At 73.4% G+C, this 22,914-nt stretch carries 22 protein-coding genes and 4 tRNA genes; 14 read left to right on the forward strand and 12 right to left on the reverse strand.

The features are described 5' to 3' along the window. The 5 genes from AB0442_RS15335 to AB0442_RS15355 all read right to left on the reverse strand — a co-directional run. Nucleotides 1-1,883, reverse strand: a 1,883-nt coding sequence (locus AB0442_RS15335; protein WP_366163155.1) for a DEAD/DEAH box helicase, incomplete at its 3' end; no start/stop codon positions are given. 206 nt (nt 1,884-2,089) lie between these two features. Then, nucleotides 2,090-2,629, reverse strand: a complete 540-nt coding sequence (locus AB0442_RS15340) for a hypothetical protein (protein WP_366163157.1) — start codon at nt 2,627-2,629, stop codon at nt 2,090-2,092. A gap of 192 nt (nt 2,630-2,821) precedes the next feature. After that, a complete protein-coding gene (gene crcB / locus AB0442_RS15345; RefSeq protein ID WP_344627805.1) occupies nt 2,822-3,196 on the reverse strand; it encodes a fluoride efflux transporter CrcB in 375 nt (124 codons plus the stop codon). Beyond that, complete coding sequence (locus AB0442_RS15350) at nt 3,193-3,576, reverse strand: DUF190 domain-containing protein (protein ID WP_366163159.1); 384 nt, start codon at nt 3,574-3,576, stop codon at nt 3,193-3,195. Before AB0442_RS15350 ends, crcB begins: the two co-directional genes overlap by 4 nt. An 82-nt stretch (nt 3,577-3,658) precedes the next feature. Continuing rightward, complete coding sequence (locus AB0442_RS15355) at nt 3,659-4,063, reverse strand: CrcB family protein (protein ID WP_366163261.1); 405 nt, start codon at nt 4,061-4,063, stop codon at nt 3,659-3,661. Between the two features lie 136 nt (nt 4,064-4,199). Here AB0442_RS15355 and AB0442_RS15360 point away from each other — a divergent pair, with 136 nt between their 5' ends. The 4 genes from AB0442_RS15360 (at nt 4,200) to AB0442_RS15375 (ending at nt 4,961) form a co-directional block, all read left to right on the forward strand. Beyond that, nucleotides 4,200-4,541: a metallopeptidase family protein gene (locus tag AB0442_RS15360; protein ID WP_095873704.1), complete on the forward strand. Its 342-nt coding sequence runs from the start codon at nt 4,200-4,202 to the stop codon at nt 4,539-4,541. A 117-nt stretch (nt 4,542-4,658) separates the two neighbouring features. Next, nucleotides 4,659-4,731, forward strand: a tRNA-Glu gene (locus AB0442_RS15365). 55 nt (nt 4,732-4,786) lie between these two features. Continuing rightward, nucleotides 4,787-4,860, forward strand: a tRNA-Asp gene (locus AB0442_RS15370). Nucleotides 4,861-4,887: 27 nt separating this feature from the next. After that, nucleotides 4,888-4,961, forward strand: a tRNA-Phe gene (locus tag AB0442_RS15375). An 89-nt stretch (nt 4,962-5,050) separates the two neighbouring features. Here the strand turns inward: AB0442_RS15375 and AB0442_RS15380 are convergent. Continuing rightward, nucleotides 5,051-5,899: a sulfurtransferase gene (locus AB0442_RS15380; protein ID WP_366163161.1), complete on the reverse strand. Its 849-nt coding sequence runs from the start codon at nt 5,897-5,899 to the stop codon at nt 5,051-5,053. Nucleotides 5,900-6,322: 423 nt separating this feature from the next. Here AB0442_RS15380 and AB0442_RS15385 point away from each other — a divergent pair, with 423 nt between their 5' ends. From AB0442_RS15385 to AB0442_RS15410, 6 genes are all read left to right on the forward strand, one after another. Further along, a complete protein-coding gene (locus AB0442_RS15385; RefSeq protein WP_344627802.1) occupies nt 6,323-6,793 on the forward strand; it encodes a helix-turn-helix domain-containing protein in 471 nt (156 codons plus the stop codon). 97 nt (nt 6,794-6,890) lie between these two features. Continuing rightward, nucleotides 6,891-7,358, forward strand: a complete 468-nt coding sequence (locus AB0442_RS15390) for a hypothetical protein (RefSeq protein WP_366163162.1) — start codon at nt 6,891-6,893, stop codon at nt 7,356-7,358. Continuing rightward, nucleotides 7,351-8,613, forward strand: a complete 1,263-nt coding sequence (locus tag AB0442_RS15395) for an MAB_1171c family putative transporter (RefSeq protein WP_366163163.1) — start codon at nt 7,351-7,353, stop codon at nt 8,611-8,613. Before AB0442_RS15390 ends, AB0442_RS15395 begins: the two co-directional genes overlap by 8 nt. Further along, nucleotides 8,610-9,338, forward strand: coding sequence for an oxygenase MpaB family protein (locus AB0442_RS15400; RefSeq protein ID WP_366163165.1), 729 nt, complete (start codon nt 8,610-8,612; stop codon nt 9,336-9,338). The genes AB0442_RS15395 and AB0442_RS15400 overlap by 4 nt, the downstream gene beginning before the upstream one ends. Before the next feature lie 192 nt (nt 9,339-9,530). Further along, nucleotides 9,531-10,043 carry a hypothetical protein gene (locus AB0442_RS15405; RefSeq protein ID WP_366163166.1) on the forward strand — a complete coding sequence of 171 codons (513 nt, stop codon included), beginning with the start codon at nt 9,531-9,533 and terminating at the stop codon, nt 10,041-10,043. Between the two features lie 170 nt (nt 10,044-10,213). Beyond that, entirely contained in the window at nt 10,214-10,852 is a 639-nt protein-coding gene (locus AB0442_RS15410) for a hypothetical protein (RefSeq protein WP_366163167.1), read from the forward strand. 55 nt (nt 10,853-10,907) lie between these two features. Here the strand turns inward: AB0442_RS15410 and AB0442_RS15415 are convergent, their stop codons facing one another. From AB0442_RS15415 to AB0442_RS15425, 3 genes are all read right to left on the reverse strand, one after another. After that, nucleotides 10,908-12,044: a hypothetical protein gene (locus tag AB0442_RS15415; protein ID WP_366163168.1), complete on the reverse strand. Its 1,137-nt coding sequence runs from the start codon at nt 12,042-12,044 to the stop codon at nt 10,908-10,910. Between the two features lie 64 nt (nt 12,045-12,108). Then, on the reverse strand, nt 12,109-12,453 hold the full coding sequence (locus AB0442_RS15420) for a WXG100 family type VII secretion target (protein ID WP_263104247.1): 345 nt from the start codon (nt 12,451-12,453) through the stop codon (nt 12,109-12,111). Between the two features lie 74 nt (nt 12,454-12,527). After that, nucleotides 12,528-13,349 carry a class I SAM-dependent methyltransferase gene (locus AB0442_RS15425; RefSeq protein WP_366163169.1) on the reverse strand — a complete coding sequence of 274 codons (822 nt, stop codon included), beginning with the start codon at nt 13,347-13,349 and terminating at the stop codon, nt 12,528-12,530. A 205-nt stretch (nt 13,350-13,554) separates the two neighbouring features. On the opposite strand from AB0442_RS15425, the gene hrpA reads away from it, so the two are divergent. Then, nucleotides 13,555-17,520, forward strand: a complete 3,966-nt coding sequence (hrpA, locus tag AB0442_RS15430; RefSeq protein ID WP_366163170.1) for an ATP-dependent RNA helicase HrpA — start codon at nt 13,555-13,557, stop codon at nt 17,518-17,520. Nucleotides 17,521-17,647: 127 nt separating this feature from the next. Then, nucleotides 17,648-17,721, forward strand: a tRNA-Asp gene (locus AB0442_RS15435). Nucleotides 17,722-18,058: 337 nt separating this feature from the next. On the opposite strand, the gene bldC is transcribed toward AB0442_RS15435, so the two are convergent. Both bldC and AB0442_RS15445 read right to left on the reverse strand, forming a co-directional pair. Next, a complete protein-coding gene (gene bldC, locus AB0442_RS15440) occupies nt 18,059-18,265 on the reverse strand; it encodes a developmental transcriptional regulator BldC (RefSeq protein WP_014137253.1) in 207 nt (68 codons plus the stop codon). 511 nt (nt 18,266-18,776) lie between these two features. Further along, nucleotides 18,777-19,700: a hypothetical protein gene (locus AB0442_RS15445; RefSeq protein ID WP_366163172.1), complete on the reverse strand. Its 924-nt coding sequence runs from the start codon at nt 19,698-19,700 to the stop codon at nt 18,777-18,779. Between the two features lie 206 nt (nt 19,701-19,906). Here AB0442_RS15445 and AB0442_RS15450 point away from each other — a divergent pair, with 206 nt between their 5' ends. Continuing rightward, nucleotides 19,907-21,037 carry a Glu/Leu/Phe/Val dehydrogenase dimerization domain-containing protein gene (locus AB0442_RS15450; protein ID WP_366163262.1) on the forward strand — a complete coding sequence of 377 codons (1,131 nt, stop codon included), beginning with the start codon at nt 19,907-19,909 and terminating at the stop codon, nt 21,035-21,037. Between the two features lie 379 nt (nt 21,038-21,416). Further along, entirely contained in the window at nt 21,417-21,662 is a 246-nt protein-coding gene (locus tag AB0442_RS15455) for a DUF3073 domain-containing protein (protein WP_366163174.1), read from the forward strand. Nucleotides 21,663-21,799: 137 nt separating this feature from the next. Here the strand turns inward: AB0442_RS15455 and purM are convergent, their stop codons facing one another. Further along, complete coding sequence (purM, locus tag AB0442_RS15460) at nt 21,800-22,885, reverse strand: phosphoribosylformylglycinamidine cyclo-ligase (RefSeq protein WP_344624401.1); 1,086 nt, start codon at nt 22,883-22,885, stop codon at nt 21,800-21,802. Nucleotides 22,886-22,914: the final 29 nt, after the last annotated feature.

Raw genomic sequence — 22,914 nt, forward strand, 5'->3', positions numbered from 1 at the left:
TCGTCGCGGTTGAAGCCGCCGCGCTCACCGCGGTCACGGTCGCCGAACGAACGGCCACCGCGGTCGTCACGGTTGAAGGAACGGCCGCCGCGGTCGTCGCGGTTGAAGCCGCCGCGCTCACCGCGGTCACGGTCGCCGAACGAACGGCCACCGCGGTCGTCACGGTTGAAGGAACGGCCACCGCGGTCGTCACGGTCACGGTCGCGGTCGCGGCCGAAGGAGGGGCGCTCGCGGTCGCGGTCCCGGGTGAACGCCGGGCGCTCGCTGCGGGCCTCGCGGTACGACGGCGCACGCTCGGCCTCGACCGGGGCGGCAGCGGCCTCGACGGCGGGCGCCTCGACGGCGGCCGCGCCCTCGGTGGTCCCGGCGGTCTCGGTGGCGGGCTCGTCCTCGATGCCCAGCGCGGCACGCTCGCGCGCCGCACGGGAGGCGAGGCGGTCGGCCTCCTCGCGCAGCTCGGTCGCCCGGCGCTGCGCGCGCTCCAGCTGGCGGGTCATCTCGGCGACCTCGCGCTCGGCGGCACCGGCGATGCCGGCCGCGGACTCGGCCTGCACCTCGACGAGCGAGCGGGCGCCGGTGATCTTGGCGACCTCGGCGTCGAAGGCGTGGTCGAGGATGTGGCGCGAGGCCTCGACACCGGCGTCCTCCATCAGGCGGAAGACGGTGCGGCGCTGGTGCGGCAGCACCAGGGTGACGACGGTGCCGGAGCGGCCGGCGCGGGCGGTGCGGCCCGAGCGGTGCAGGTAGTCCTTGTGGTCGCCGGCCGGGTCGACGTTGAGCACCAGGTCGATGCCGTCGACGTGGATGCCGCGGGCGGCGACGTCGGTGGCGACGACCACGTTGACGTAGCCGTCCTTGAAGTCGCCGAGGACGCGGGTCCGGGCGCCCTGGGTCATGCCGCCGTGCAGCGCGTCGGCCTTCACGCCGGCCTCGACCAGCTGCTCGGCGACGCGGTCGGCACCCATCTGGGTGCGGACGAAGATGATGGTGCGGCCCTTGCGGGCGGCGATCGCGTTGGTGATCGGCGCCTTGTCCTTGGGCTTCACCACGAGGATGTGGTGGGTCATGGTGGTGACCGCGCCGGCGGACGGGTCGACCTCGTGGGTGACCGGGTTGTTCAGGTAGCGCTTGACCAGGGTGTCGATCTCGTTCTCCAGCGTGGCGGAGAAGAGCAGGCGCTGACCGCCGGCCGGCACCAGGTCGAGGATCTCGGTGACCTCGGGCAGGAAGCCCATGTCGGCCATCTGGTCGGCCTCGTCGAGGACGGCGACCTGCACGTCGTCCATCTTGGCGGAGCCGCGGTTGATCAGGTCGCGCAGGCGGCCCGGGGTGGCGACGAGGACGTCGACGCCGCGCTCCAGGGCGTAGATCTGGTTGGACATCGAGGTGCCGCCGCAGACGACCTTGAGGCGCAGGCCGAGCACCGAGCCGAAGGGCTCCAGGGCGTCGGCGACCTGCATGGCCAGCTCGCGGGTCGGCACCAGGATCAGGCCGCGCGGGTGCTTGGGGCGGGTGCGCTCGCCGTCGGCGAGGCGGGTGAGCAGCGGCAGGCCGAAGCTCAGGGTCTTGCCGGAGCCGGTGCGGCCGCGGCCCAGCACGTCCTTGCCGGCCAGGGCGTCCGGGATGGTCGCGGCCTGGATCGGGAACGGGGTGGTGACGTCCCGCTTGGCGAGGGCGCGGACGACCTCGTCCGGCAGGCCCAGGTCGCCGAAGGTCACGGTGGGCTCGGTGTCCGCGGCGTCCGCGGTGTCGGTCTCCGCCCCGGCGTGCTCGACGGTGTCGAGCAGCTCGGCGGAGTCGATGGTGTCGATGGTGTCGATGGTGTCGGCGGCGTCGAGACCGTTCGCGGGCATGGCGAAGCGGGCGTCGTCAACGAGAGACATGCAAAACCTTCCGGAAGTGGCACGCGCCAAAGTCCGGGGTTCTGTTTCACAACCGCCTCTATGCGGTCAGCCACGGATCGCCGGAACGCGCCAAGGGCGCCGTTTCAAGGGAATCAGGGCGCCAGTCAAATGGATCAAACGAACGATCTACCACCATAGAGGAACCTGGGGATCAGAGGCAAACCTGCTGGCCAACCCGTTGATGATCAGCCCGAACCGCCGCCGGAACCCGAGGAACCGGGGAGGCTCGGCAGCGAGCCGGAATCGGAGGGCGTGGGCTGCGCGCTGGCGCTCGGTTCCGGCGCCGGGGTGGCCGAGGGGGTCGGGCCGGTGGGCCCCGCGGTCGGACGCGGCTCGGGCGTCTCCACGCTCCGGTTGGCCGGCAGCGAGGCCGACGGGGCGGGCGACGGCCCGGCCGGGGGCGGGGTCTGCGGCGGGGCGCTCGCGGTCGTCGAACCGGACGGCTTCGCCCCCGGCCGCACGGCCGCCGCGGGCACCACCGCTCCGTGCCCGGCGTGCTTGCCGCCCGCCCCCCGCGCTCCCGGCGTCCCGGAGTCCCCGGGCAGGTCGCCCTGGCCGGTGTTCCGGTCGCTGCCCTGCAGTTCGGCCGACCCCGCCCCCACCGCCATGCACCCGCTCAGCCCCAGCCCCGCCAGCGCCGCCAGTGCCGCGCCCGCGACCGCACGCCGCCGCCTCGACCCGCCCGGCCGCACCGCGGCCGTCACCCCGGCCATCACCCCAGCCATCTCCCGAGCCACCTCTCGCACCGCCCACCCGGGCCCACCGCCCTCCGGTGCCCAACGCGCGGCGGGGCCCGTCGGACACGGCCGGCGCCCCCGTCCGGGCGGACGGCCCTCCCCGCGCTCCCGTACGGCCCTCCGCGCGGGCCTGCGCGCGGCCGTGCCCGGAGCGCCCGCACCGGGAGTTCGGACGGGGCGTCAACCCCAGAACGCGTGCGCCAGCGCCGTTCCCGCGTACGCCGCGCCGAGGCCTGCCAGCAGGCTGCCCGCGACGTTCGCGAACGCCATGAACCGCGCGCCGCTCTGCGCCAGCCGCAGCGTCTCGTACGAGAACGTGGAGTAGGTCGTCAGGGCCCCGCACAGGCCGGTGCCGATGAGCAGTTGGAGGTCGGAGGAGGCCGCGCCGCGCGCCGCCGCACCGGTCAGCAGGCCGAGCACCAGGCAGCCGGAGACGTTCACGGTGAAGGTGCCCCAGGGGAACACCGAGTCGTGCCGCGCCTGGACGGCCCGGTCGGTCAGGTAGCGCAGCGGAGCGCCGACCGCCGCTCCGGCGATCACCAGCAGCCAGGTCACCGGCCCTCCTCCCGCCCGGCGCCCTCCGCCGGGCCGCCGTCCGCCTCCGCGAGACCGAACCGGACGACCTCGCACTCCTCCAGCAGCACCGGCCCGAGCCCGGAGAGCTCCTCCAGGCGGGGCAGGAAGGCCCGGATCCGCTCCGCGGTGTCCACCACCACGACCGCCACCGGCAGGTCCTCGCCGAGCGAGAGCAGCCGGGCGGTGTGGATCACCGAGGAGGCGCCGAAGCCCTCGATGCCGCGGAAGACGCTCGCCCCGGCCAGGCCGGCGGCGTGCGCGCGGTGCACCACCTCGGTGTACAGCGGGCGGGACCGGTGCATCCGGCTCTCGCCGACCAGCACGGTCAGGCGCAGGGCCGTGCCCCTGAGTCGGCTCATCCCGTCCTCCTGCCGTCACGTCCGTCGTCGCGGTCGTCCTTGCGGTCGTCCTTGCGGTGCGGCCGGCCGCCGCGCTCCGCGGTCATCCGACCCGCCGGCCGAGCAGCCGCCGGGTCAGGCCGGCCGCGATCCAGACCGAGGTCAGGGCGGCCAGCACGGTGGCGGCCAGGTAGGCCAGGCCGCGGGCGGGCGCCCCGTGGTCGATCAGGCGCTGGACCTCCACGGTGGCCGTGGAGAAGGTCGTGAACCCGCCCAGCACGCCCGTCCCGAAGAACGGCCGGAGCAGCGGGTGCGGCGCCCGGACCTCGGTGACCAGCACCAGGAAGACCCCGATCACCGCGCAGCCGAGGGTGTTGACCAGCAGCGTCGTCCACGGGAAGGCGTCGGGGCCGGTCGGCCAGGCGAGGGCCGCGCCGTACCGGGCACACGCCCCCAGCGCGCCGCCGAGCGCCACCACGGCGACGGTCGGCCCCTGGCCGCGCAGCACCGGCGGCCTGCCGCCGGCGGCCTCCCGCGGCGGCGCCGCGACCCCGCTTGTCCGGTCCGAGCGCACACTCCAGTGAATCACCCGCGTGGATCACCTGGCACACCGTCACCGCACACCCGACAATGAGGCGGTGGAGATGACCCGGGACGAGTTCGAGACGCTGGTCGCCGACGCCCTCGACCAGATCCCCCCGAAGCTCGCGGCGATGATGGACAACGTCGCGATCTTCGTCGAGGACGAACCGGATCCCGCCTCCCCCGACCTCCTCGGCCTGTACGAGGGGACCCCGCTGACCGAGCGCGGCGAATGGTACGCCGGGGTGCTGCCGGACCGGATCATCATCTACATGGGCCCGACCCTGCGGTACTGCGAGACGTACGAGCAGATCACCGACGAGGTCCGGACGACGGTGATCCACGAGGTCGCGCACCACTTCGGCTTCGACGACCACGAGCTCCACGAGCTGGGCTGGTCCTGACCCCCCTGCGTGCGACACCCGACATCACGGCCGGAAACCGTTTTGGTGTTCCCGCCCGGCATCCCATATGCTTCTCGACGTCCCCGAACGCTGGATAACAGCAGAGGGGGGCCGCAAGCCCTCATCGTCTAGTGGCCCAGGACGCCGCCCTTTCAAGGCGGTAGCACGGGTTCGAATCCCGTTGGGGGCACGCGTTACCGTAGTACAGTGCAGTGCCGCAAGGCCTGAGCGGATCTTCCGCACCAGGTCCCGTGGAGCAGTTGGTTAGCTCGCCACCCTGTCAAGGTGGAGGTCGCGGGTTCAAGTCCCGTCGGGATCGCTCGTCTCGCAAGAGACGTTGCAGTACGGCCAGGTAGCTCAGTTGGTACGAGCGTCCGCCTGAAAAGCGGAAGGTCGCCGGTTCGACCCCGGCCCTGGCCACAGTCGGAGCCCCCGCAGTGTTGATCGCTGCGGGGGCTCCTCCGTGTTTCCCGGTACGGGCGGCGGGGGGCGGGCCCCCACCGGGGCCGTCACTCCGGGTCGGGCCCCTGGGCGACGGGGAGGTCGCCGGGGCGGCCCCACTCGCTCCAGGAGCCGTCGTACACGGCGAGGTCGCGGTAGCCGGCCAGCTCGGCGCCGAGGGCCAGCACGCAGGCGGTCACCCCGGAGCCGCAGCTGACCACCAGCCGCTCCCGCCCGTCGGCGACGGCCGCGAACCGGGCCTTCAGTTCGTCGGCGGGCCGCATCCGGCCGTCCACCTGGAGGTCGAGGTAGGGCAGGTTCACCGCGCCGGGGATGTGGCCGCGGCGCAGGCCCGGGCGGGGTTCCTCGACCCGGCCGGTGTAGCGGTCCCGGCTGCGGGCGTCGAGCACGGCGGTGGCGGGGTCGGCGAGCGCGGCGTCCACCGCACGGCGGTCCACCAGGAGCCCGGCGCGGGGCCTGGCGGTGAAGGTGCCGGGCTCGACGGGCTCCCGCTCGGCGCCGGCCCCGGCCAGCGGCAGCCCGGCGGCCTCCCAGGCCGGCAGTCCGCCGTCCAGCACGGCCGCCCGGTCGAAGCCCATCGCCCGCAGCATCCACCAGGCCCGGGCGCTGGAGTAGATGCCGGCGTTGTCGTAGGCCACCACGACGCTGCCGTCGTCCACCCCGAGGGCGCGCAGCTCGCGCTCGAACTGCTCGGGGCCGGGCATGGTGTGCGGCAGCGGGTCCGCCGGGTCGGAGAGCGCGCCGTCGATGTCGAAGGTCCGCGAGCCGGGGATCGGCCGCCGGATCCCCCGGTACGCCCCGACGCTGGCGTCGAGCACGACCAGCCCGGGCCGGCCCAGGTGCTCCGCCAGCCAGTCGGCCGGCACCAGCGGTCCGGGAGGGGACAGCAGACTCATCGCACGCACCTTCTCCGCTCGGCCACCCCGCACACACCGTTCACGGGCGTCCGACGCACAGTAGTACAGGTGTGCAAACGACCGGGGCGTTCCGGGGGGAACTGCGCAGGGGGCACGGACGCGCGGCGGCGGCGGGGCCTGCCGGGGGGGCGGGACCGGGCGCCGTTGCCCACCCCCGTGGGGCAGCGGCGCGCCGGAGCGCGTGGGCCGGGGATGCGGCCGGGCGGCCGCGCTGGGCGGGGCCGGTGCGATTGATCCTGCTCAATGCGTGACTGGCTGTCAACTATCGTGGATCGCACTCGGAGGGACTCCCGGATTCCGGCACGGCTCGCGCACCGGAACGGCACTTCTTCCTCAACGATCGTGCAGGATGGGCCGGTCGGGGGATTCTGGCGTAGCGTCAGATCGTTCTATGATCCGCGCATGTCCACCGAATCTGCGCGACCGGAGGGCTCCGCCGGGCCGTCCGGTGAGGGGGCCGGGCCCGACACGGGCTCCCCCGACTTCGCGGCCCGCTTCCGGCGCCTGATCAAGGTGATCTACCCGAAGGACCTCGGCCGCCCCTGGCGGGACACCGAGATCGCCCTCGGCACCGGCCTCAGCGGGACGTACATCGGGAACCTGCGCAAGGGCACCCAGAAGCCGAGCCTGGAGAACGCGGTGAAGATCGCCAAGTTCTTCGGCGTGCCCCTGGACTACTTCAGCGACTCCGCGACCGCGCAGGCCGTCGAGCGCGACCTGCAGCGGATCGAGGCGCTCCGCGACGCCCGGGTGGAGCGGATCGCGATGCGGGCGGCCGGCCTTCCGCCGGAGATGCAGGACGCCGCCCTCACGGTCGTGGAACAGTTGCGCAGGGCGGTCGGACTGCCCGACGACGGTGGCCCGGCGGAGTGACGTGACCGGGCAGCAGGAGACGCCGCTGGGCCACTGGCGGCTTCCCGAAGGGGAGCACGTGCGAGGTGTGGGACGTACCCGCCGCCGGATGCGGGCCGTGGCCAGGCAGCTGGGGCTGCCTCCGCTGAGCACGGTGGAGGAGCTGTGCACGGCGGTCGCCGAACGGACGGGCCGTCCCGTCCGGCTGGCACCGCGCCGGATGCGGGTGGGGGAGCCCTCCGGCTTCGTCGAGCGGCTGCCCGGCGAGGACGTCGTCCACTTCGAGCAGGAGACCTCGGGCCTGCACCAGGCCCACATCGTCTGCCACGAGCTCGCCCACCTGCTCTGCGGGCACCTGCCGGAGGCCGCCCCGCCGGACGCGGAGACCGCCGTGGTGGAGCTGCCCACCATCGACCCGGACGTCCTGCGCCTGGTCCTCGGCCGCTCGCACTACGACGACGCGGCGGAGGAGGAGGCGGAGGTGCTCGGCGCGGAGCTGCTGCGGATCCTGGTGCTCGCGCCGGGCGCCGGGACGACCTCGCAGCTGGCGCCCGCCCTGGAGCACCGCAAGGGCCAGCATGTCTGAGCAGCTCGCGGCCCCGGCGGTGTCCGAGGCGCCGTTCAACGCCGTCTACCTGGCGATCGGCGCGGCGGCCTGGACGGTCGCCGCCCTCAAGTTCAGGGCCTGGCGGCGCGACCCCTCGCCCGGCCTGCTGGTGGTGGCGCTGGCGATCGCCTCGCCGGCGAGCTCCTTCCTGATGGCCTCGCCCGTCCTCTACCGGGCGATCGACCGGCTCGCGCACACCGGCAACCTGGCCACCCTGCTGGTGTACCTGGGCATCACCGGCTTCTCCGCGGCCGCCGTGGTGCTGGCGCTGATCTGGACCCCGCCGGGGGACCGGGACGGCGACCGGATCTGGGACGTCTCCTCGTCCGGCACCCGGCGGCGGATCCGGGCCCGGCTGACGCTGTTCGCCGTGCTGGCCGTGCTGATGGCGGTGCTGTTCGCCGCCGGCCGGGCGGGCGCGCCGGAGACGCCGCTCACCTTCGACACCACCTTCGCGACGGTGCCCGCGATCGCCTGCTTCCTGGTGCTCTACCAGGGCGCCTTCGCCTTCGCGCTGATCGACATCGCCCGGGTCTGCCGGGGCCACGCCGCCCGGCTGCCGGCCGGCTGGCTGCGCGGCGGCATCCGGCTGATCGCCCTCGGCTCGGCCACCGCCTGCCTCTACGTGCTCTGCAAGATCGTCGCGATCGGGGCGGCCGCCGCCGGGATCGGCGGCGCCGAGTGGCTGAGCACCGCCGCCGGGCCGGCCTTCGCCGCCGTCGGCGCCCTGCTGATCACCGCGGGCTTCGCCGGCCCGGCGGGCGCCAACTGGGCCCGGCGCCGACGCGACTACCGGGCGCTGCGCCCGCTCTGGGACCTCGTCTACCGCGCCGACCGGCGGCTCGCCCTGGAGGCGCCGCCCGCCCGCTGGACGGAGCGCCTGGCCCTGCGCGACCTGGAGTGGCGCACCACCCGGCGCGGCCTGGAGATCCGGGACGGCCAGCTCACCCTGCGGCCCTGGGTGGACCCGGCCGTGGTCGCCGGCAGCGCCCGGATCGCCGAGCGGGCCGGGCTGGACGACCCCGAGCGGGCCGCCCTCGTGGTCGCCGCCGCACTGCGCTCCGCCGTCGCCGCACTGGACGCCGGACGGCCGCCGCGGCCCCGCGAGGAGCAGGCCGTGCTGCCCGGACTCGACGCGGACCCGGCGGAGGAACGGGCCCACCTCGTCCGGGTGTCCCGCGGCCTCGACGGCCCGTTGATCGCCGAGGCGCTCGCCGCCGCGGGCCCGGCATGAGCGGCGCACGGCCGCCCTGCGGTGCCCGCGACCCGTACGCGCAGCTGGTGCTGGAGGTGATGCCGGAGGAGTCCCGGGTCGGGCTGACCCTGGGCTTCGTCCGGACCTTCGGGATTCCGGAGATCGCCGCCGTGCTGCACGCCACCGGGCAGGTGACCGGGCAGCCGAAGACCCGGGCCAAGGCGACCGGGGCGGCGATGTTCACCCTGATCGGGCACGGCCCGGGCAGCGCCGAGGGCCGCCGGGTGGTGGAGGGGCTGCGCCGTGTCCACGACCGGCCCGGCATCACGCCCGAGCTGATGCACTACGTACTGGCCTGCTTCACCGTCTGCCCGCTGCGGTTCATGGACGAGCACGGCCCGCGGCGGCCGGCTCCGCCGGAACGGGACGCCGCCTACGCCTTCCACCTGGAGCTCGCCGGGGCGCTCGACCTGCCCGTGCCGCCCGGCGACGGCCTCGCGGGCACCGAGGCCTGGATGCGCGAGGTCGAGCGCCGCCGCTTCGCGCCCTCCCCGCAGGCCCGGGAGCTGTGGGTCTCCGCCCGCGGCCTGCTCGCCTCCCGACTGCCCGGGCCGCTGGCCCCGCTCGCCCCCGTCCTGGCCGCCGCCCTGTTGGACGAGCCCCTGCGGACCGCGCTCGGCGCACCCCGGCCGCCCGCCCTCGTCCGCACCGCGGTCGACGCCGCCCTGCGTCTGCGCGCCGGACGGGCCCGTCGGGCGGCCTGACCCGGGACGGCACCGCCCGACCGCGAGAACCGGGCGGGACGGGCCGACACCGGACGGCACCGGACGGCCGCCCGCGGCGGCCGGGCCGGGCGCACACTGGAGGTGCACGCCGGGCGCTCCGGCGCGGTGGAGGGGACCGGCCGCAGCACCGCGGTCGGCGGTCCGCCGCCCGCCCCCGGCCCGGAGGTGCCCGTGTCCTCAGCCCCGGCAGCCCCCCGGCGCGGTCCGTCGGCCGTGCTGCGCAGATGGGCGGTCGGGCTCGGCCGGGGCCGCGGCCGACCGCCCGCCGAGCCCGGTGACCGCCCGCCCGACCGCGAGGCGCAGGCCGCCGCCCTGCTGGCGGTGCTGGACGCGGCGGTGGCTGAGCAGGCCGCGGCGGACCGCGCCCTCGCCACGTGCGGGGAGCCGGGACCGGTGGCGCCGGGGCTGGCGGAGCTGCTGTCGCGGCAGGCGGTCCGGTACGGGAGGCTGGCGGGCTGGCTGCGCGCACTGCCGGCGGACGGCGACCTGGCGGGCGTCCGCGACCTGGCGATCCGGCTGGTGGCGTACCACCAGTGGATGCTGCACCAGTCGGCCAACCTGGCGTTCGCGGGCCACCACCGCCCGCGCAGCGAGGCCGCCCGGGAGCGGATCAACGGCCTGGGTGCCCCCGCGGACCGGCTGCGCGAGCTGCGCGACCGCCTGCAGGCCGACGTCCCGGGGTGACCCGGCGTCAGCCGACGGTGTGACAGGAGCCCCACCGGTCGGGCGCGGCGGGGTCGGTGGCAGCCAGTAGGCTCCGCAGGAACGGCCGCGTGCAGACCGCCGCGGCCCGGGGGGCGGCCGGCCGGCGTGACCGGCGGGCCGCACGCGAGTCATCCAGGGGGAAGTCCGTCATGCGCATCCGTCCCGCGGCCGTTGCCGCTCTGCTCGTCGCGACCGCGTTCGGCGCCGCCGCCTGCGGCCCGGAGGATTCCACCGGCGGCGGCGCGGTCGCCGCGCCGGGCAAGGCGTCCACCGCGCCCTCCGCCGCGGCGGACGGGCCGTCGGCGGGCGCGGCCGACCCGGCCTCCTCCGCCCCGGCCGGCAAGGCCACCGGAGCCGCCGCCGGCGCCGCGGACGCCGACAACGGCGGGCGCGGCCCGAACTGCAAGGAGTACTTCAAGACCCACAAGGTCGTCCGGGTCCGCACGGTCGACAAGGGCCTCGGCAAGCTGACGGCGGAGTCCGTCGAGGCGAACTGCAGCCCCAACGGCCTCTTCTTCAACCCGGACGAGAAGCCGAAGCCCTACACCGTCGCGCCCGACGCGAAGATCACCGTCTACACGGACGAGAGCCTGCGGACGAAGACGGTCACCGTGCGGTCGGGCACCGCGGGCGACGGCCTGGCGCACGTGAAGACCTGCGCCGAGAGCAACCACGTGACCGACCCGGACAGCCTGCCCAAGGGCTGGTTCTGCTACCAGGACACGTACGAGTACACCGTGGACGCGAAGGGCGCCATCACCTCGCTGAAGGAGACCTGGAGCTCCTGACCGGAGCCGGCGGGCTCCCGGCGGTGGTGCACCGCCGGGAGCCCGCCGGGACGGGTCACATGCCGTTCTTGCGGATGGCGGTGTACTCCGAGTACTTGGAGAGCGGGACCTCGCGGGAGACGCAGCCGAGGCTGCCGTTGTCCTCGAGGATGACCATCCGGGTGTGCGCCTTGTCCGCCCACCCGCCGAACAGGACGACGTGCTGCTCGCCGTGGGCCTGGTGGACGACCATGGCGTCGCCGGGCAGCATCGAGCTCTTGGAGATGTGGTGGGCGATGCCGCCGCTCTCGCTGATCAGCGGGCCGGTGGTGGTGCCGGGGCCGGGCAGGCCCCACGCCGCGGAGACGAAGCCGGAGCAGTCGACGCGGTAGCCGTTGGTCTCGGCGCCCTGGCTGTAGCCGAGCTTGCGGTTCACCCGCTCCATCGCGCGGTCGACCATGGCCTTCCGCTCGTCGGAGGCGCCGTCGAGGATCGGCTGGTCCTTGGGGCCGACGCCCTGGCCGTTGTGGCGGTGCCAGTGGTCGCTCCAGGAGTCCCAGCCGGAGCCGTTGATGATGTGGGTCTGCCAGTCGCCGCGGCTGCGGTCCTTGATCTTCGGGCCGTCGTGGCGGCCGCCGGGGCGGGTGCTGATGCCGCTGCCGTCGCTGCCCGAGTCGTCGGTGCCGCCGTGGTTGCCGCCGCCCCCGGTGTGGCCGCCACCGCCGGTGTGCCCGCCGCCACCGGTGTGGCCCCCGCCGCCCGTCTGGCCGCCGCCTCCGTGGTTCCCGCCGCCGTTGCCGCCACCCGTGCCGTCGATGCCGGTGTGCGGGCCCTTGGGCTGCTCCTGGCCCACGTGGGGCTTCTTGAGCGCCTCCTGGATCTTGCGCTCGATCTCCTTGTACTCGGTCAGGACCTGCTTGATCTTCTCGGCGTCCTGGCCGAGCTCCTCGGTGAGCTTCTTCTTGGTCTTCTCCAGGGCGTCGGCCCGGTCGGAGATGTCCTTGACCTTGGAGGCCACCTGGGCGGCGACGGCGAAGAAGTTGGCGACGCCGAGCAGCCCGCCGGCGCTCAGGTCGGTCGCGGCGGCCTTGGCGACGGCGTTCTTGATGGCCCCGACGCGCTGGCTCATCTCCGTCATCTTGGCGTTGATCTTCTGGAAGTCGCTCTGGATCTTCGCCAGCTCCTGCAGCTGGACGCCGAACTGATCGGCCATGGCGCGGTGTCTCCTCGTGCCTGCTGATACGTGTTTGGGACAGGGTGGGTGGTGCGACGGCCGGTCAGAAGGCGTCGGCGAGGCCCTTGATCGCCTTGCCGAGCTCGTCGAGCTCGTCGGCGACGGTGTTGAGCTCCTTCACCCTGCTCTGCGCGTGCGCGACGAAGGCGTCGGAGGCCGGGCCGTGCCAGGTGAGGTGGCTCAGCGCGGTGCTGATCTCCTTGCCGAACGCCTCGACGTCCTTGCCCATCTGCTGCAACTCGGCGGCGTACTTCTCCAGTTCGGCGTCAGGATCGCCGAACATCTCGCCGAGCACCCACTTGGCAATCTTGGTCGGTGCCCAGAACACGTCCTCGACGACGTTGACCGCCGCGCTTCCGAGGTCCTTGACGTCGTCCCACAGTCCCACAGCCGTTCCCCCATGCTTCTCTTGCACTACAGGCTGATAGTCGGTCAAAAGGCTAGCCGACCGGACGGACCCGGTCAGCGGCGGGCGACGGCCAGAACGGCCGCCGCCGGCAGGGCCAGCAGTCCGTCCGCACCGGTGCGGCCGCCGGCGATCCGGTCGTAGTGCTCCTTCACCAGTGCGGCCGTCGCGGGCGGCAGTCCGGTGATCACCAGCCCGAGGTTGGCGATGCCCGAGGCCGGCCCCTGCCAGAACTCCTCGGGGGAGACCCGGTGGGTCCAGGCCAGCTGCCGGCCCTCCGGGTCCTGCCACCCGGCGCCGGCCAGCAGCCCGGCCAGGCCCTCCGGGGTCCGCTCGAAGTCGACCGGCAGGGCCGGGAAGACCGGGCGCCCGACCTCCGCGGCGTCCAGCGCCTCGGTGAACAGGCCCAGCGCGGTGTTGCCGCTCGCCGCCCACACCGTGACGGCGACCCGGCCGCCGGGCCGGGTGACCCGCCGCAGCTCGGCCAGCGCGGCCGCGGGGTCCTCCACGTGGTTGATCACGAAGTTGGCCACCACCGCGTCGAAGGAGGCGTCCGCGAAGGGCAGTTCGGGCAGCACGGCGTGCCGGACGTCCGCCCCGGGCACGTTCTCCGCGGCCAGCTCCACCATGCCGGGTTCGGCGTCCACGGCCGTCACCCGGGCGCCGAGCCGCACCGCGGCCGCGGCGGCCGTCCCCGGCCCGGTGCCGACGTCCAGCACCGCCGTGCCCGCACCGACACCGGCCGCGGCCACCAGCTCCGGCACCGCGGCCCCGCAGAGCGCCGCGAAGGTCCGCCCGTACGGGACGGCCTTGCCCGCCCACATCCGTCGCTCGTGCGCGTCGAACTCACCGGCCATCGTCTCCCCCTCGATCGTCACGACTGGCCCGAGCACCCTACTGGCCGCTCGAACGGGCCCGAACGGTTGCCCGACGCGGCCCGCGCGCCGCGGTGTGCGCCACCGGGGTGAGGCCGCCGGGCGCCGGGCCGCCGGGCCGTTCGCAGATCACGGGCCGGGGCTGTGACACTGGAGGGGCTCGAAAACCGAGGTGCGCCGCCCCGTGCCTCCTTGCGAATCTAGAGGGATGCCCGCAGTGAGTTCTCCCGTAGCCCGGTCCGCCGATGCCTCCACCATCGCGGAGCTGGCCGCCCGGCTGCCCGAGCTGATGCTCCGCGACCAGCAGCGGATCGGCCGGCGGCTGGACGGCACCCGGCGGGTGCGCAGCCCGGAGGCCCGGCAGAAGATCGCCGACGAGCTGGCCGTCGAGATCGCGAAGGCCGAGCTCCGGGTCGAACAGCGCCGTGGCGCCGTCCCGGAGATCAGCTACCCGCAGGAGCTGCCGGTCAGCCAGAAGAAGGACGAGATCCTGGCGGCGATCCGGGACCACCAGGTGGTGATCGTCGCGGGCGAGACCGGCTCCGGCAAGACCACCCAGATCCCGAAGATCTGCCTGGAGCTGGGCCGCGGGGTGAAGGGCCTGGTCGGCCACACCCAGCCGCGCCGGATCGCGGCCCGCACGGTCGCCGAGCGGGTCGCCGAGGAGCTGGCGACGCCGCTGGGCGAGGCGGTCGGCTGGAAGGTGCGCTTCACCGACCAGGTCGGCCAGGACACCCTGGTCAAGCTGATGACCGACGGCATCCTGCTCGCGGAGATCCAGACCGACCGCGAGCTGCGCCAGTACGACACGCTGATCATCGACGAGGCGCACGAGCGCAGCCTCAACATCGACTTCCTGCTCGGCTACCTCAAGCAGCTGCTGCCGCGCCGCCCCGACCTCAAGGTCGTGATCACCTCGGCGACGATCGACCCGGAGCGCTTCGCCGCCCACTTCGGCGACGCCCCGATCGTCGAGGTGTCCGGCCGCACCTACCCGGTCGAGGTGCGCTACCGCCCGATGCTGGAGGAGGGCACCGAGGAGGACGAGGTCGACCGGGACCGCGACCAGGTGCAGGCGATCTGCGACGCGGTGGAGGAGCTCCAGGCGGAGGGCCCGGGCGACGTCCTGGTCTTCCTCTCCGGCGAGCGCGAGATCCGCGACACCGCGGACGCGCTGAACCGGATGAAACTGAAGTCCACCGAGGTGCTGCCGCTCTACGCCCGGCTCTCCTCGGCCGAGCAGCACAGGGTCTTCCAGCGGTCGAACAGCCGGCGCGTGGTGCTCGCCACCAACGTTGCCGAGACCTCGCTGACCGTGCCGGGCATCAAGTACGTGGTCGACCCGGGCACCGCCCGGATCTCCCGCTACAGCCACCGCACCAAGGTGCAGCGGCTGCCGATCGAGGCGGTCAGCCAGGCCAGCGCCAACCAGCGCAAGGGCCGCTGCGGCCGCACCTCGGACGGCATCTGCATCCGGCTGTACTCGGAGGAGGACTTCCTCTCCCGGCCGGAGTTCACCGACGCGGAGATCCTCCGCACCAACCTGGCCTCGGTCATCCTGCAGATGACGGCGGCGGGCCTGGGCGACATCGCGGCCTTCCCGTTCCTGGACCCGCCGGACTCGCGGAACATCAAGGACGGCGTCAACCTGCTGCACGAGCTGGGCGCGCTCGACCCGGCGGAGAAGGACCACCGCAAGCGGCTCACCCCGCTCGGCCGCAAGCTGGCCCAGCTGCCGGTGGACCCGCGGATGGCCCGGATGGTGCTGGAGGCGGACCGGCTCGGCTGCGTCCGGGACGTCATGGTGATCGCCGCCGCGCTGTCCATCCAGGACCCGCGCGAGCGGCCCGCCGAGAAGCGCCAGGCCGCCGACGACCGGCACCGCCGGTTCAACTCGGAGACCTCGGACTTCCTCTCCTACCTGGCGATGTGGCGCTACGTCAGGGAGCAGCAGAGGGAGCTCTCCTCCTCGGCCTTCCGCCGGATGTGCAAGACGGAGTTCCTGAACTACCTGCGGATACGCGAGTGGCAGGACGTCTACGTCCAGCTGCGGACGGTCGCCAAGCAGCTCGGCGTGACGATCGACGAGCCCCACGAGGACGCCGAGCCGGACGCGGACCGGATCCACCAGGCCCTGCTGTCCGGCTTGCTCTCGCACATCGGCCTGTTCGACGTGGAGAAGCGCGAGTACGGCGGTGCCCGCGGCGCCCGGTTCGCGGTCTTCCCCGGGTCGGGGCTGTTCAAGAAGCCGCCGCGCTGGGTGATGTCCGCCGAGCTGGTGGAGACCTCGCGGCTGTGGGCGCGGATCAACGCGAAGATCGAGCCCGAGTGGGTGGAGCCGCTGGCCGGCCACCTGATCAAGCGGTCGTACAGCGAGCCGCACTGGGAGAAGAAGGCCGGCGCGGTGCTGGCGTACGAGAAGGTGACCCTGTACGGGATGCCGGTCGTCGCCCAGCGCAAGGTGAACTACGGCCGGATCGACCCGGGGCTGTGCCGCGAGCTGTTCATCCGCAACGCCCTGGTCGAGGGCGACTGGGAGACCCACCACCGGTTCTTCGCGGAGAACCGCAAGCTGCTCGGCGAGGTCGAGGAGCTGGAGAACCGGGCCCGCCGCCGGGACATCCTGGTGGACGACCAGACCCTGTTCGACTTCTACGACGCCCGGCTGCCGGAGGAGGTCGTCTCCACCCGGCACTTCGACTCCTGGTGGAAGAAGGCCCGGCACGAGCAGCCGGACCTGCTGAACTTCGAGAAGTCGATGCTCATCAACGAGTCGGCCGACGGCATCACCGAGGCCGACTACCCGGACCACTGGCACCAGGGCGCGCTGCGCTTCCGGCTGACCTACCAGTTCGAGCCGGGCAGCGACGCGGACGGCGTCACGGTGCACATCCCGCTGCCGGTGCTCAACCAGGTCACCGACGAGGGCTTCGACTGGCAGATCCCGGGTCTGCGGGCCGAGCTGGTCACCGCGTACATCCGATCGCTGCCGAAGGCGATCCGGCGCAACTTCGTGCCGGCGCCGGACTTCGCGGCGGCCGCGCTGCGGCAGGTGAAGGACCGGCGGGAGCCGCTGCTGCCGACCCTGGAGCGGATCCTGCACCGGATGGGCGGGGTGGTGGTCCCGCCGGAGGCCTGGGACGACGAGCGGGTGCCGGACCACCTCAAGGTCACCTTCCGGGTGGTGGACGGCCGCAAGAAGCTCGCCGAGTCCAAGGACCTGGAGGAGCTGCGCCGGACGCTGCAGCCGAAGCTGTCGGCGACGCTGTCCAGCGCCGCCTCCGGCCGGGGCATCGAGCAGAGCGGGCTGACCGCCTGGCCGGACGGCCTGCCGGTGCTGCAGCGGACCTTCGAGCAGCGCACCCGCGGCCACTCGGTGCGGGCCTACCCGGCGCTGGTGGACGAGGGCACCTCGGTGGCGGTGCGGCTGTTCGACACCCCCGAGGCCCAGGAGCAGGCGATGTGGGCGGGTACCCGCCGGCTGCTGGCGCTCCGGGTGAACTCCCCGGCGAAGTCGATCCAGGGCCGGCTGGGCAACCAGGCGAAGCTCGCCCTCTCGTACAACCCGCACGGGTCGATCCCGGCGCTGTTCGAGGACGTGGTCGGGGCGGCGGTCGACCGGCTGATGGAGCTGAACGGCGGCCCGGCCTGGGACGAGGCGGCGTTCACCGCGCTGTTCGACAAGGTCCGGGCGGACCTGTACGACCTGTCGGCGGACACCACGCTGAAGACGGCGACGGCGCTGATCGCCTTCCACCGGGCGTCGACCCGGCTGAAGTCGGTCTCCAGCCCGGTGCTGCTGAACGCGGTGAACGACGTCCGGCTGCACCTGGCCTCGCTGGTGTACCCGGGCTTCGTGACCGAGACGGGCTGGCAGCGGCTGCCGGACCTGAAGCGCTATCTGCTGGCGGTGGACCGCCGGCTGGAGGCGCTGCCGGACCACCCGCAGCGGGACGCCCAGAACCTGCTGAAGGTGCAGGCCGTCCAGCAGGCGTACGGGGAGCTGCTGGCCCGGGTGCCGGAGGGCCGCCGGCCCTCGCCCGAGGTCCGGGCGATCCGCTGGATGATCGAGGAGCTGCGGGTGAGCTTCTTCGCCCAGGGGCTGGGCACGCCGGCGCCCGTCTCGGAGAAGCGCATCCTCAAGGCGATGGACGCCGCGGCGGCCACCCTCTGACCGCGGCGGGCCCCGTCCGGGAGGTGCCGGACGGGGCCCGCCGCGGCCGGTTCGACCTGGGGCCCCACCATGCAGTACGATCTGTCTTGTTCGCGAGCGAGAGCAGACGAACGGATCAGAAATCTCTGGTCCCGTGGAGCAGTTGGTTAGCTCGCCACCCTGTCAAGGTGGAGGTCGCGGGTTCAAGTCCCGTCGGGATCGCAGTGCAGGCAGAGGCCCGGAGCCGTAAGGTTCCGGGCCTCTGGCGTTCGCGCGGACGGATCGCTGACGGCGGGTCAGCCCCCTACACCGGTCCAGGTCTAGACCTCAAGATAACGACGGCGTGACAGTCGTCACTTATCCGTTCTTGAGATCGGACACTCGGCACCCCCTCCCGACAGGAGGGGATTTAATATGTAAAATTGCACATGCATTCCCGGTAATTCCCCCCACCCCCATCAGCCCCATCGGGAATAGCCGATTCCGGCATGCCGAAGGGCCGTCCCCCCGACCCGGCGGAGTCGGGGACACGGCCCTTCGGGAAAACCCCTGAGACCTGTCAGGCCTCGGTTCGCTGAGCCGGAATCCCGGCCAGCAGGGCACGCACCTCGGCCTCGCGGTAGCGGCGGTGGCCGCCCAGCGTGCGAATGGACGTGAGCTTGCCTGCCTTGGCCCAGCGAGTGACCGTCTTGGGGTCAACGCGGAACATGGTGGCAACCTCCGCCGGCGTGAGCAGAGGTTCAGCGTCAGGGGTACGAGCGGTCATGAGCGGCCTCCTCGGGAGAACCGAACCAGGGCGGTTCTATCCTTCAAATTCTGCACCTTGACCCGCGATGCCCGAAATGGCACACACGGACCGAGTCGGTTATAGGACGAACGGCTTGTCCTGATGTCTACAACTACACCATCCGTCCAGCCCCATCGGCCAAACCGCCTAAATTGGCCCCTCAGGGGTTCAAGCGAGACGGATGGCCATGGACCATCTCATAACGGACAGTCACGATTGTGTGACGTCCGGTGACGAGACGACCAGACCCTCCGCTTCCCCACAAAGTACGCACCACCGTCAGATCGACCCAGAAGTGGACACACCAGGTTGAACTTGGGCTGGTTGTCCCATTTTTGCATATAGGGGTAAGTTCGCGTCAACGGTGAGTAGTGTCACGTTCCTGGGGGATTGACCGGCTCGGGACCTCGGCCCACGGCGCAAGGGCCGAAGGTCCCCCCTTCCCTTACCCCCGTCCGACCCCCGGCTACCCGGCCGGGCTGACCCGGTGTCAGCTGGCGTACCGCAGGGCCAGCACCCGGCGCCAACGGGCCGTCACCGCCTCGTACGCCCGCGCCGCCGCCTCGGTGTCCCCGGCCCGGAGCGCGCCGATCCCGGCCTCGACCTCGGCCACCGAGCGCTCCGCCGCCAGCCCCTCGGCACCGAGCAGGTGCACCAGGCCGCCGTAGTCGAGCTCCACCAGCGAGCGCGGGTGGAACTCCTCCAGCCACCGGCCGACCTGCTCCACGCCCAGCACCAGCTCGCCGCCGGGCCCGCTCCGCGAGCCCGGCACCGCCGTCCGCAGCGCCCGGTAGCCGCGGGCCACCCGCCGGCGTGCCTGCGCCATCGGCGTCAGGTAGAAGAGGGAGGCCGGCACCGGCCGGTCCCCGGCCTCCCCTCCCGGCCCGGCCGGGACGAAGTGCCGGTCCTCCTCGCCGAACGGCAGGCACCAGCGCACCGGCACCTCCCAGCGGGAGGTGAGGATCCACGGCCGGGCGTCCGGGTGCGCCGTCCGCCAGCGCGCCTGGTCGGCCTCCGCCTCGGCCCGGACGGCGGGCGGCAGCACGGTGTCCAGCAGGAAGGCCGGCAGCGTCGCGCGGAGCTCGTCCATCGCCTGCCAGCTGCGCAGCCGGGTCGTCCACGGGCAGATGTAGGTGACCCGGTCGACGACCCGCACCAGCGCCCGCCCGCTCTCCCGGTCGGGCAGCGCGCCCGGGGTCCGTCCGGCCAGCTCCGCCAGGGCCTGCCGCTGCTCGGCCAGGGCGGCCGCGGCGACCGGTTCGGCGGCCCCGTCGGCGTCCGGGCCGTGCTCCGACGCGTACGCCTGCCAGCGGGACCGCTCCGGCTCCGGATAGGCGGCCAGCGGCTCGTACACCCGCAGCTGGGCGGCGTAGGGCGGGAGCACCGAAGTGCGCACGGCGGTCACACCCGGCATCGTCGCACGGCCCGGGGGCCGCCGGGGAGGTGCCGTCCGGGCCCCCCGGTCGTTATGTCCATGGGACCGTCAGGGGGCAGATCGTGCGACGGCCCCGGGGCTAGGCTTCGACCAGACGCCCGCACCACCGCCGCGGGCCCACGAATACTGGAGTCACCACAGTGACCGACGTACACACCGCGTCCGCCGCGCACCCCGCATCAGGAGTGCTCAGCAGGATCTTCGCGAGCGGGCAGGACGCTGCCCCCGGGGACGGCCACGAGCAGGTCGTCCTCTGCCACGACCGGTCGACCGGTCTCAAGGCCGTCATCGCCATCCACTCCACCGCCCTGGGCCCGGCGCTCGGCGGCACCCGCTTCCACCAGTACGACTCCGAGGAGGAGGCGCTGGAGGACGCGCTGCGGCTGTCCCGCGGCATGAGCTACAAGAACGCGCTGGCCGGCCTGGACCTCGGCGGCGGCAAGGCCGTGATCATCGGCAACCCGGCCCCCAGCGCGGAGGGCGGTGACAAGAACGAGGCGATGCTCCGCGCGTACGGCCGCTTCGTCGAGTCCCTGCAGGGCCGCTACGTCACCGCGTGCGACGTGGGCACCTACGTCCAGGACATGGACGTGGTGGCCCGCGAGACCCGCTTCGTCACCGGCCGCTCCCCCGAGTACGGCGGCGCGGGCGACTCCTCGGTGCTGACCGCCTTCGGCGTCTTCCAGGGCATGCGCGCCTCGGCCAAGGCCCGCTGGGGCCAGCCGACGCTGCGCGGCAAGCGGGTCGGCGTCGCCGGCGTCGGCAAGGTCGGCCACTACCTCGTCGGCCACCTGGTCGCGGACGGCGCCGCCGTGGTGGTCACGGACGTCTCCGAGGCGGCCGTGAACCGGGTGCGCGCGGCCCACCCGGAGGTCGAGGTCGCCGCCGACACCGCCGCGCTGCTGCAGTCCGGCCTGGACGTCTACGCGCCCTGCGCCCTGGGCGGCGCGCTGGACGACGCGACCGTCGCGGTGCTCGGTGCGGCCGGCACCGCGGTCGTCTGCGGCGCGGCCAACAACCAGCTGGCGCACGCCGGCGTGGAGAAGGACCTGGCCGACCGCGGCATCCTCTACGCGCCGGACTACCTGGTGAACTCGGGCGGCGTCATCCAGGTCGCCGACGAGATCGAGGGCTTCAACTTCGAGCGCGCCAAGAACAAGGCGACCAAGATCTTCGACACCACCCTGGAGATCTTCACCCGCGCCGCCGCGGACGGCGTGCCGCCGGCGGTCGCCGCCGACCGGCTCGCGGAGAAGCGGATGCGCGAGGTGAGTGCCCTGCGCTCGATCCTGCTCCCGGGTGCCCGCCGGTCCTGATCGTCCGCGTACGGTGGTCCGGAGGGGGCGGAGCGGCTTCGCCCCCCTCCGGATCACAATGTGGAACCGGATTCTCACTTCGTAGCCCGATCGGGCGATACCGAACCCTCTGGCGAGGGATAATCGGAACCGTAAGGACGGGCCCGGGTACGCTCCGGGCAGCCTGCAGAAGCCCGAGAAACCTCCTGTGACCTGGAAAGACCCGGTTTCGGAGGTTGGCCGTGCGCGCCACGTCACACGCGCGACGTACCGTCCGGCGGCGGAAACAGGTACCGTTAATGCTCCAAGGGACGGCTCTCCCACTCCGGGCAGGCCGCTCCTGATCATGAACACGTGTCAGACTCGGGGCCGTGAGCCCCATCGTTGAGGGGGTCGACCCATGGGGCGCGGCCGGGCCAAGGCCAAGCAGACGAAGGTCGCCCGCGAGCTGAAGTACAACAGCGGCGGGTTCGACGCGAACCGTCTGTCTCATGAGCTGGGCGTATCTCCGTCCACCGCGATCGAGCCTGAGCCGATCGAGGACGAGGAGGACGACCCCTACGCGGCGTATGCGGATCTCTACGCCGACGAGGACGAGGACGACGAGGACTCCGCCGACAACGGACACTCCCGCCGCCGAGCCTGACAGCACGCACGAGACCGGCCCGGCGCTCATCGAGCGCCGGGCCGGTCTTCGGCGTGTCCGCGGCCGTACGGGGGCCGCAGGGCCCTCCCGGGCCCCGGTGGGCCCGCCCCCGTGCCGGGCGGGCCCACCGGACGCGCTCAGGCGAGGGTGAAGCCCTCGTAGGAGTTGTAGAGCGCGGCGCCGCCGTCGTGCTCGTCGGTGCGCTCGACGACGTCGCCCAGCAGCCAGGCCTCGACGCCGCGGTCCTCCAGCAGCGCGAGGACGACGTCCACCGAGGACGGCGGGACGACGGCGACCATGCCGACGCCCATGTTGAGGGTCTTCTCGATCTCCAGCGCCTTCATGCCGCCGACCTTGGCCACGGTCTGGAAGACCGGCATCGGCGTCCAGGTGCCGCGGTCCAGGCGGGCGTGCAGGCCGTCCGGGATCACCCGGGCCAGGTTGGCCGCCAGGCCGCCGCCGGTGACGTGCGAGAAGGCGTGGATCTCGGTGGCGCGGGCCAGCGCCAGGCAGTCCAGCGAGTAGATCCGGGTGGGCTCCAGCAGCTCCTCGCCGAGGGTGCGGCCGAACTCCTCGACCTGGCGGTCGAGCTTCCAGCCGGCCTGGTTGAGCAGCACGTGGCGGACCAGCGAGTAGCCGTTGGAGTGCAGGCCCGAGGCGGCCATCGCGATGACCACGTCGCCGGCCCGGACGCGCTCGGCGCCGAGCAGGGCGTCCGCCTCGACGACACCGGTGCCGGCGCCCGCGACGTCGTACTCGTCCGGGCCGAGCAGGCCCGGGTGCTCGGCGGTCTCGCCGCCGATGAGCGCGCAGCCGGCCAGGGCGCAGCCCTCGGCGATGCCCTTGACGATCTGGGCGACCCGCTCCGGGACGACCTTGCCCACGCAGATGTAGTCGGTCATGAACAGCGGCTCGGCGCCGCAGACCACCAGGTCGTCGACGACCATGCCGACCAGGTCGTGGCCGATGGTGTCGTGCTTGTCCATGGCCGAGGCGAGGGCGACCTTGGTGCCGACGCCGTCGGTGGCGGTGGCCAGCAGCGGGCGCTCGTAGCGCTTGAAGGCGGAGGCGTCGAAGAGCCCGGCGAAGCCGCCGAGGCCGCCGACCACCTCGGGGCGGTTGGCCTTCTTCACCCACTGCTTCATGAGCTCGACGGCGCGGTCGCCGGCCTCGATGTCGACACCTGCGGCGGCGTAGGTCGCGCCGCCCTCGTTGCTGGTCACCTTGGTGTGGCCCTTTCAGAAACGGTTAA

It is taken from the genome of Kitasatospora sp. NPDC085895, assembly GCF_040702125.1.
Taxonomy (GTDB): Bacteria; Actinomycetota; Actinomycetes; order Streptomycetales; family Streptomycetaceae; genus Kitasatospora; species Kitasatospora arboriphila.

Coding starts and splice junctions, on each gene's coding strand:
- AB0442_RS15445 (WP_366163172.1), bottom strand. CDS start 19,700: ATGCCGGGTGTGACCGCCGTGCGCACTTCGGTGCTCCCGCCCTACGCC.
- AB0442_RS15360 (WP_095873704.1), top strand. CDS start 4,200: ATGACCCGGGACGAGTTCGAGACGCTGGTCGCCGACGCCCTCGACCAG.
- AB0442_RS15410 (WP_366163167.1), top strand. CDS start 10,214: ATGCGCATCCGTCCCGCGGCCGTTGCCGCTCTGCTCGTCGCGACCGCG.
- AB0442_RS15340 (WP_366163157.1), bottom strand. CDS start 2,629: ATGGCTGGGGTGATGGCCGGGGTGACGGCCGCGGTGCGGCCGGGCGGG.
- AB0442_RS15395 (WP_366163163.1), top strand. CDS start 7,351: ATGTCTGAGCAGCTCGCGGCCCCGGCGGTGTCCGAGGCGCCGTTCAAC.
- AB0442_RS15455 (WP_366163174.1), top strand. CDS start 21,417: ATGGGGCGCGGCCGGGCCAAGGCCAAGCAGACGAAGGTCGCCCGCGAG.
- bldC (WP_014137253.1), bottom strand. CDS start 18,265: ATGACCGCTCGTACCCCTGACGCTGAACCTCTGCTCACGCCGGCGGAG.
- AB0442_RS15380 (WP_366163161.1), bottom strand. CDS start 5,899: ATGAGTCTGCTGTCCCCTCCCGGACCGCTGGTGCCGGCCGACTGGCTG.
- AB0442_RS15415 (WP_366163168.1), bottom strand. CDS start 12,044: ATGGCCGATCAGTTCGGCGTCCAGCTGCAGGAGCTGGCGAAGATCCAG.
- AB0442_RS15400 (WP_366163165.1), top strand. CDS start 8,610: ATGAGCGGCGCACGGCCGCCCTGCGGTGCCCGCGACCCGTACGCGCAG.
- hrpA (WP_366163170.1), top strand. CDS start 13,555: ATGCCCGCAGTGAGTTCTCCCGTAGCCCGGTCCGCCGATGCCTCCACC.
- AB0442_RS15350 (WP_366163159.1), bottom strand. CDS start 3,576: ATGAGCCGACTCAGGGGCACGGCCCTGCGCCTGACCGTGCTGGTCGGC.
- AB0442_RS15385 (WP_344627802.1), top strand. CDS start 6,323: ATGTCCACCGAATCTGCGCGACCGGAGGGCTCCGCCGGGCCGTCCGGT.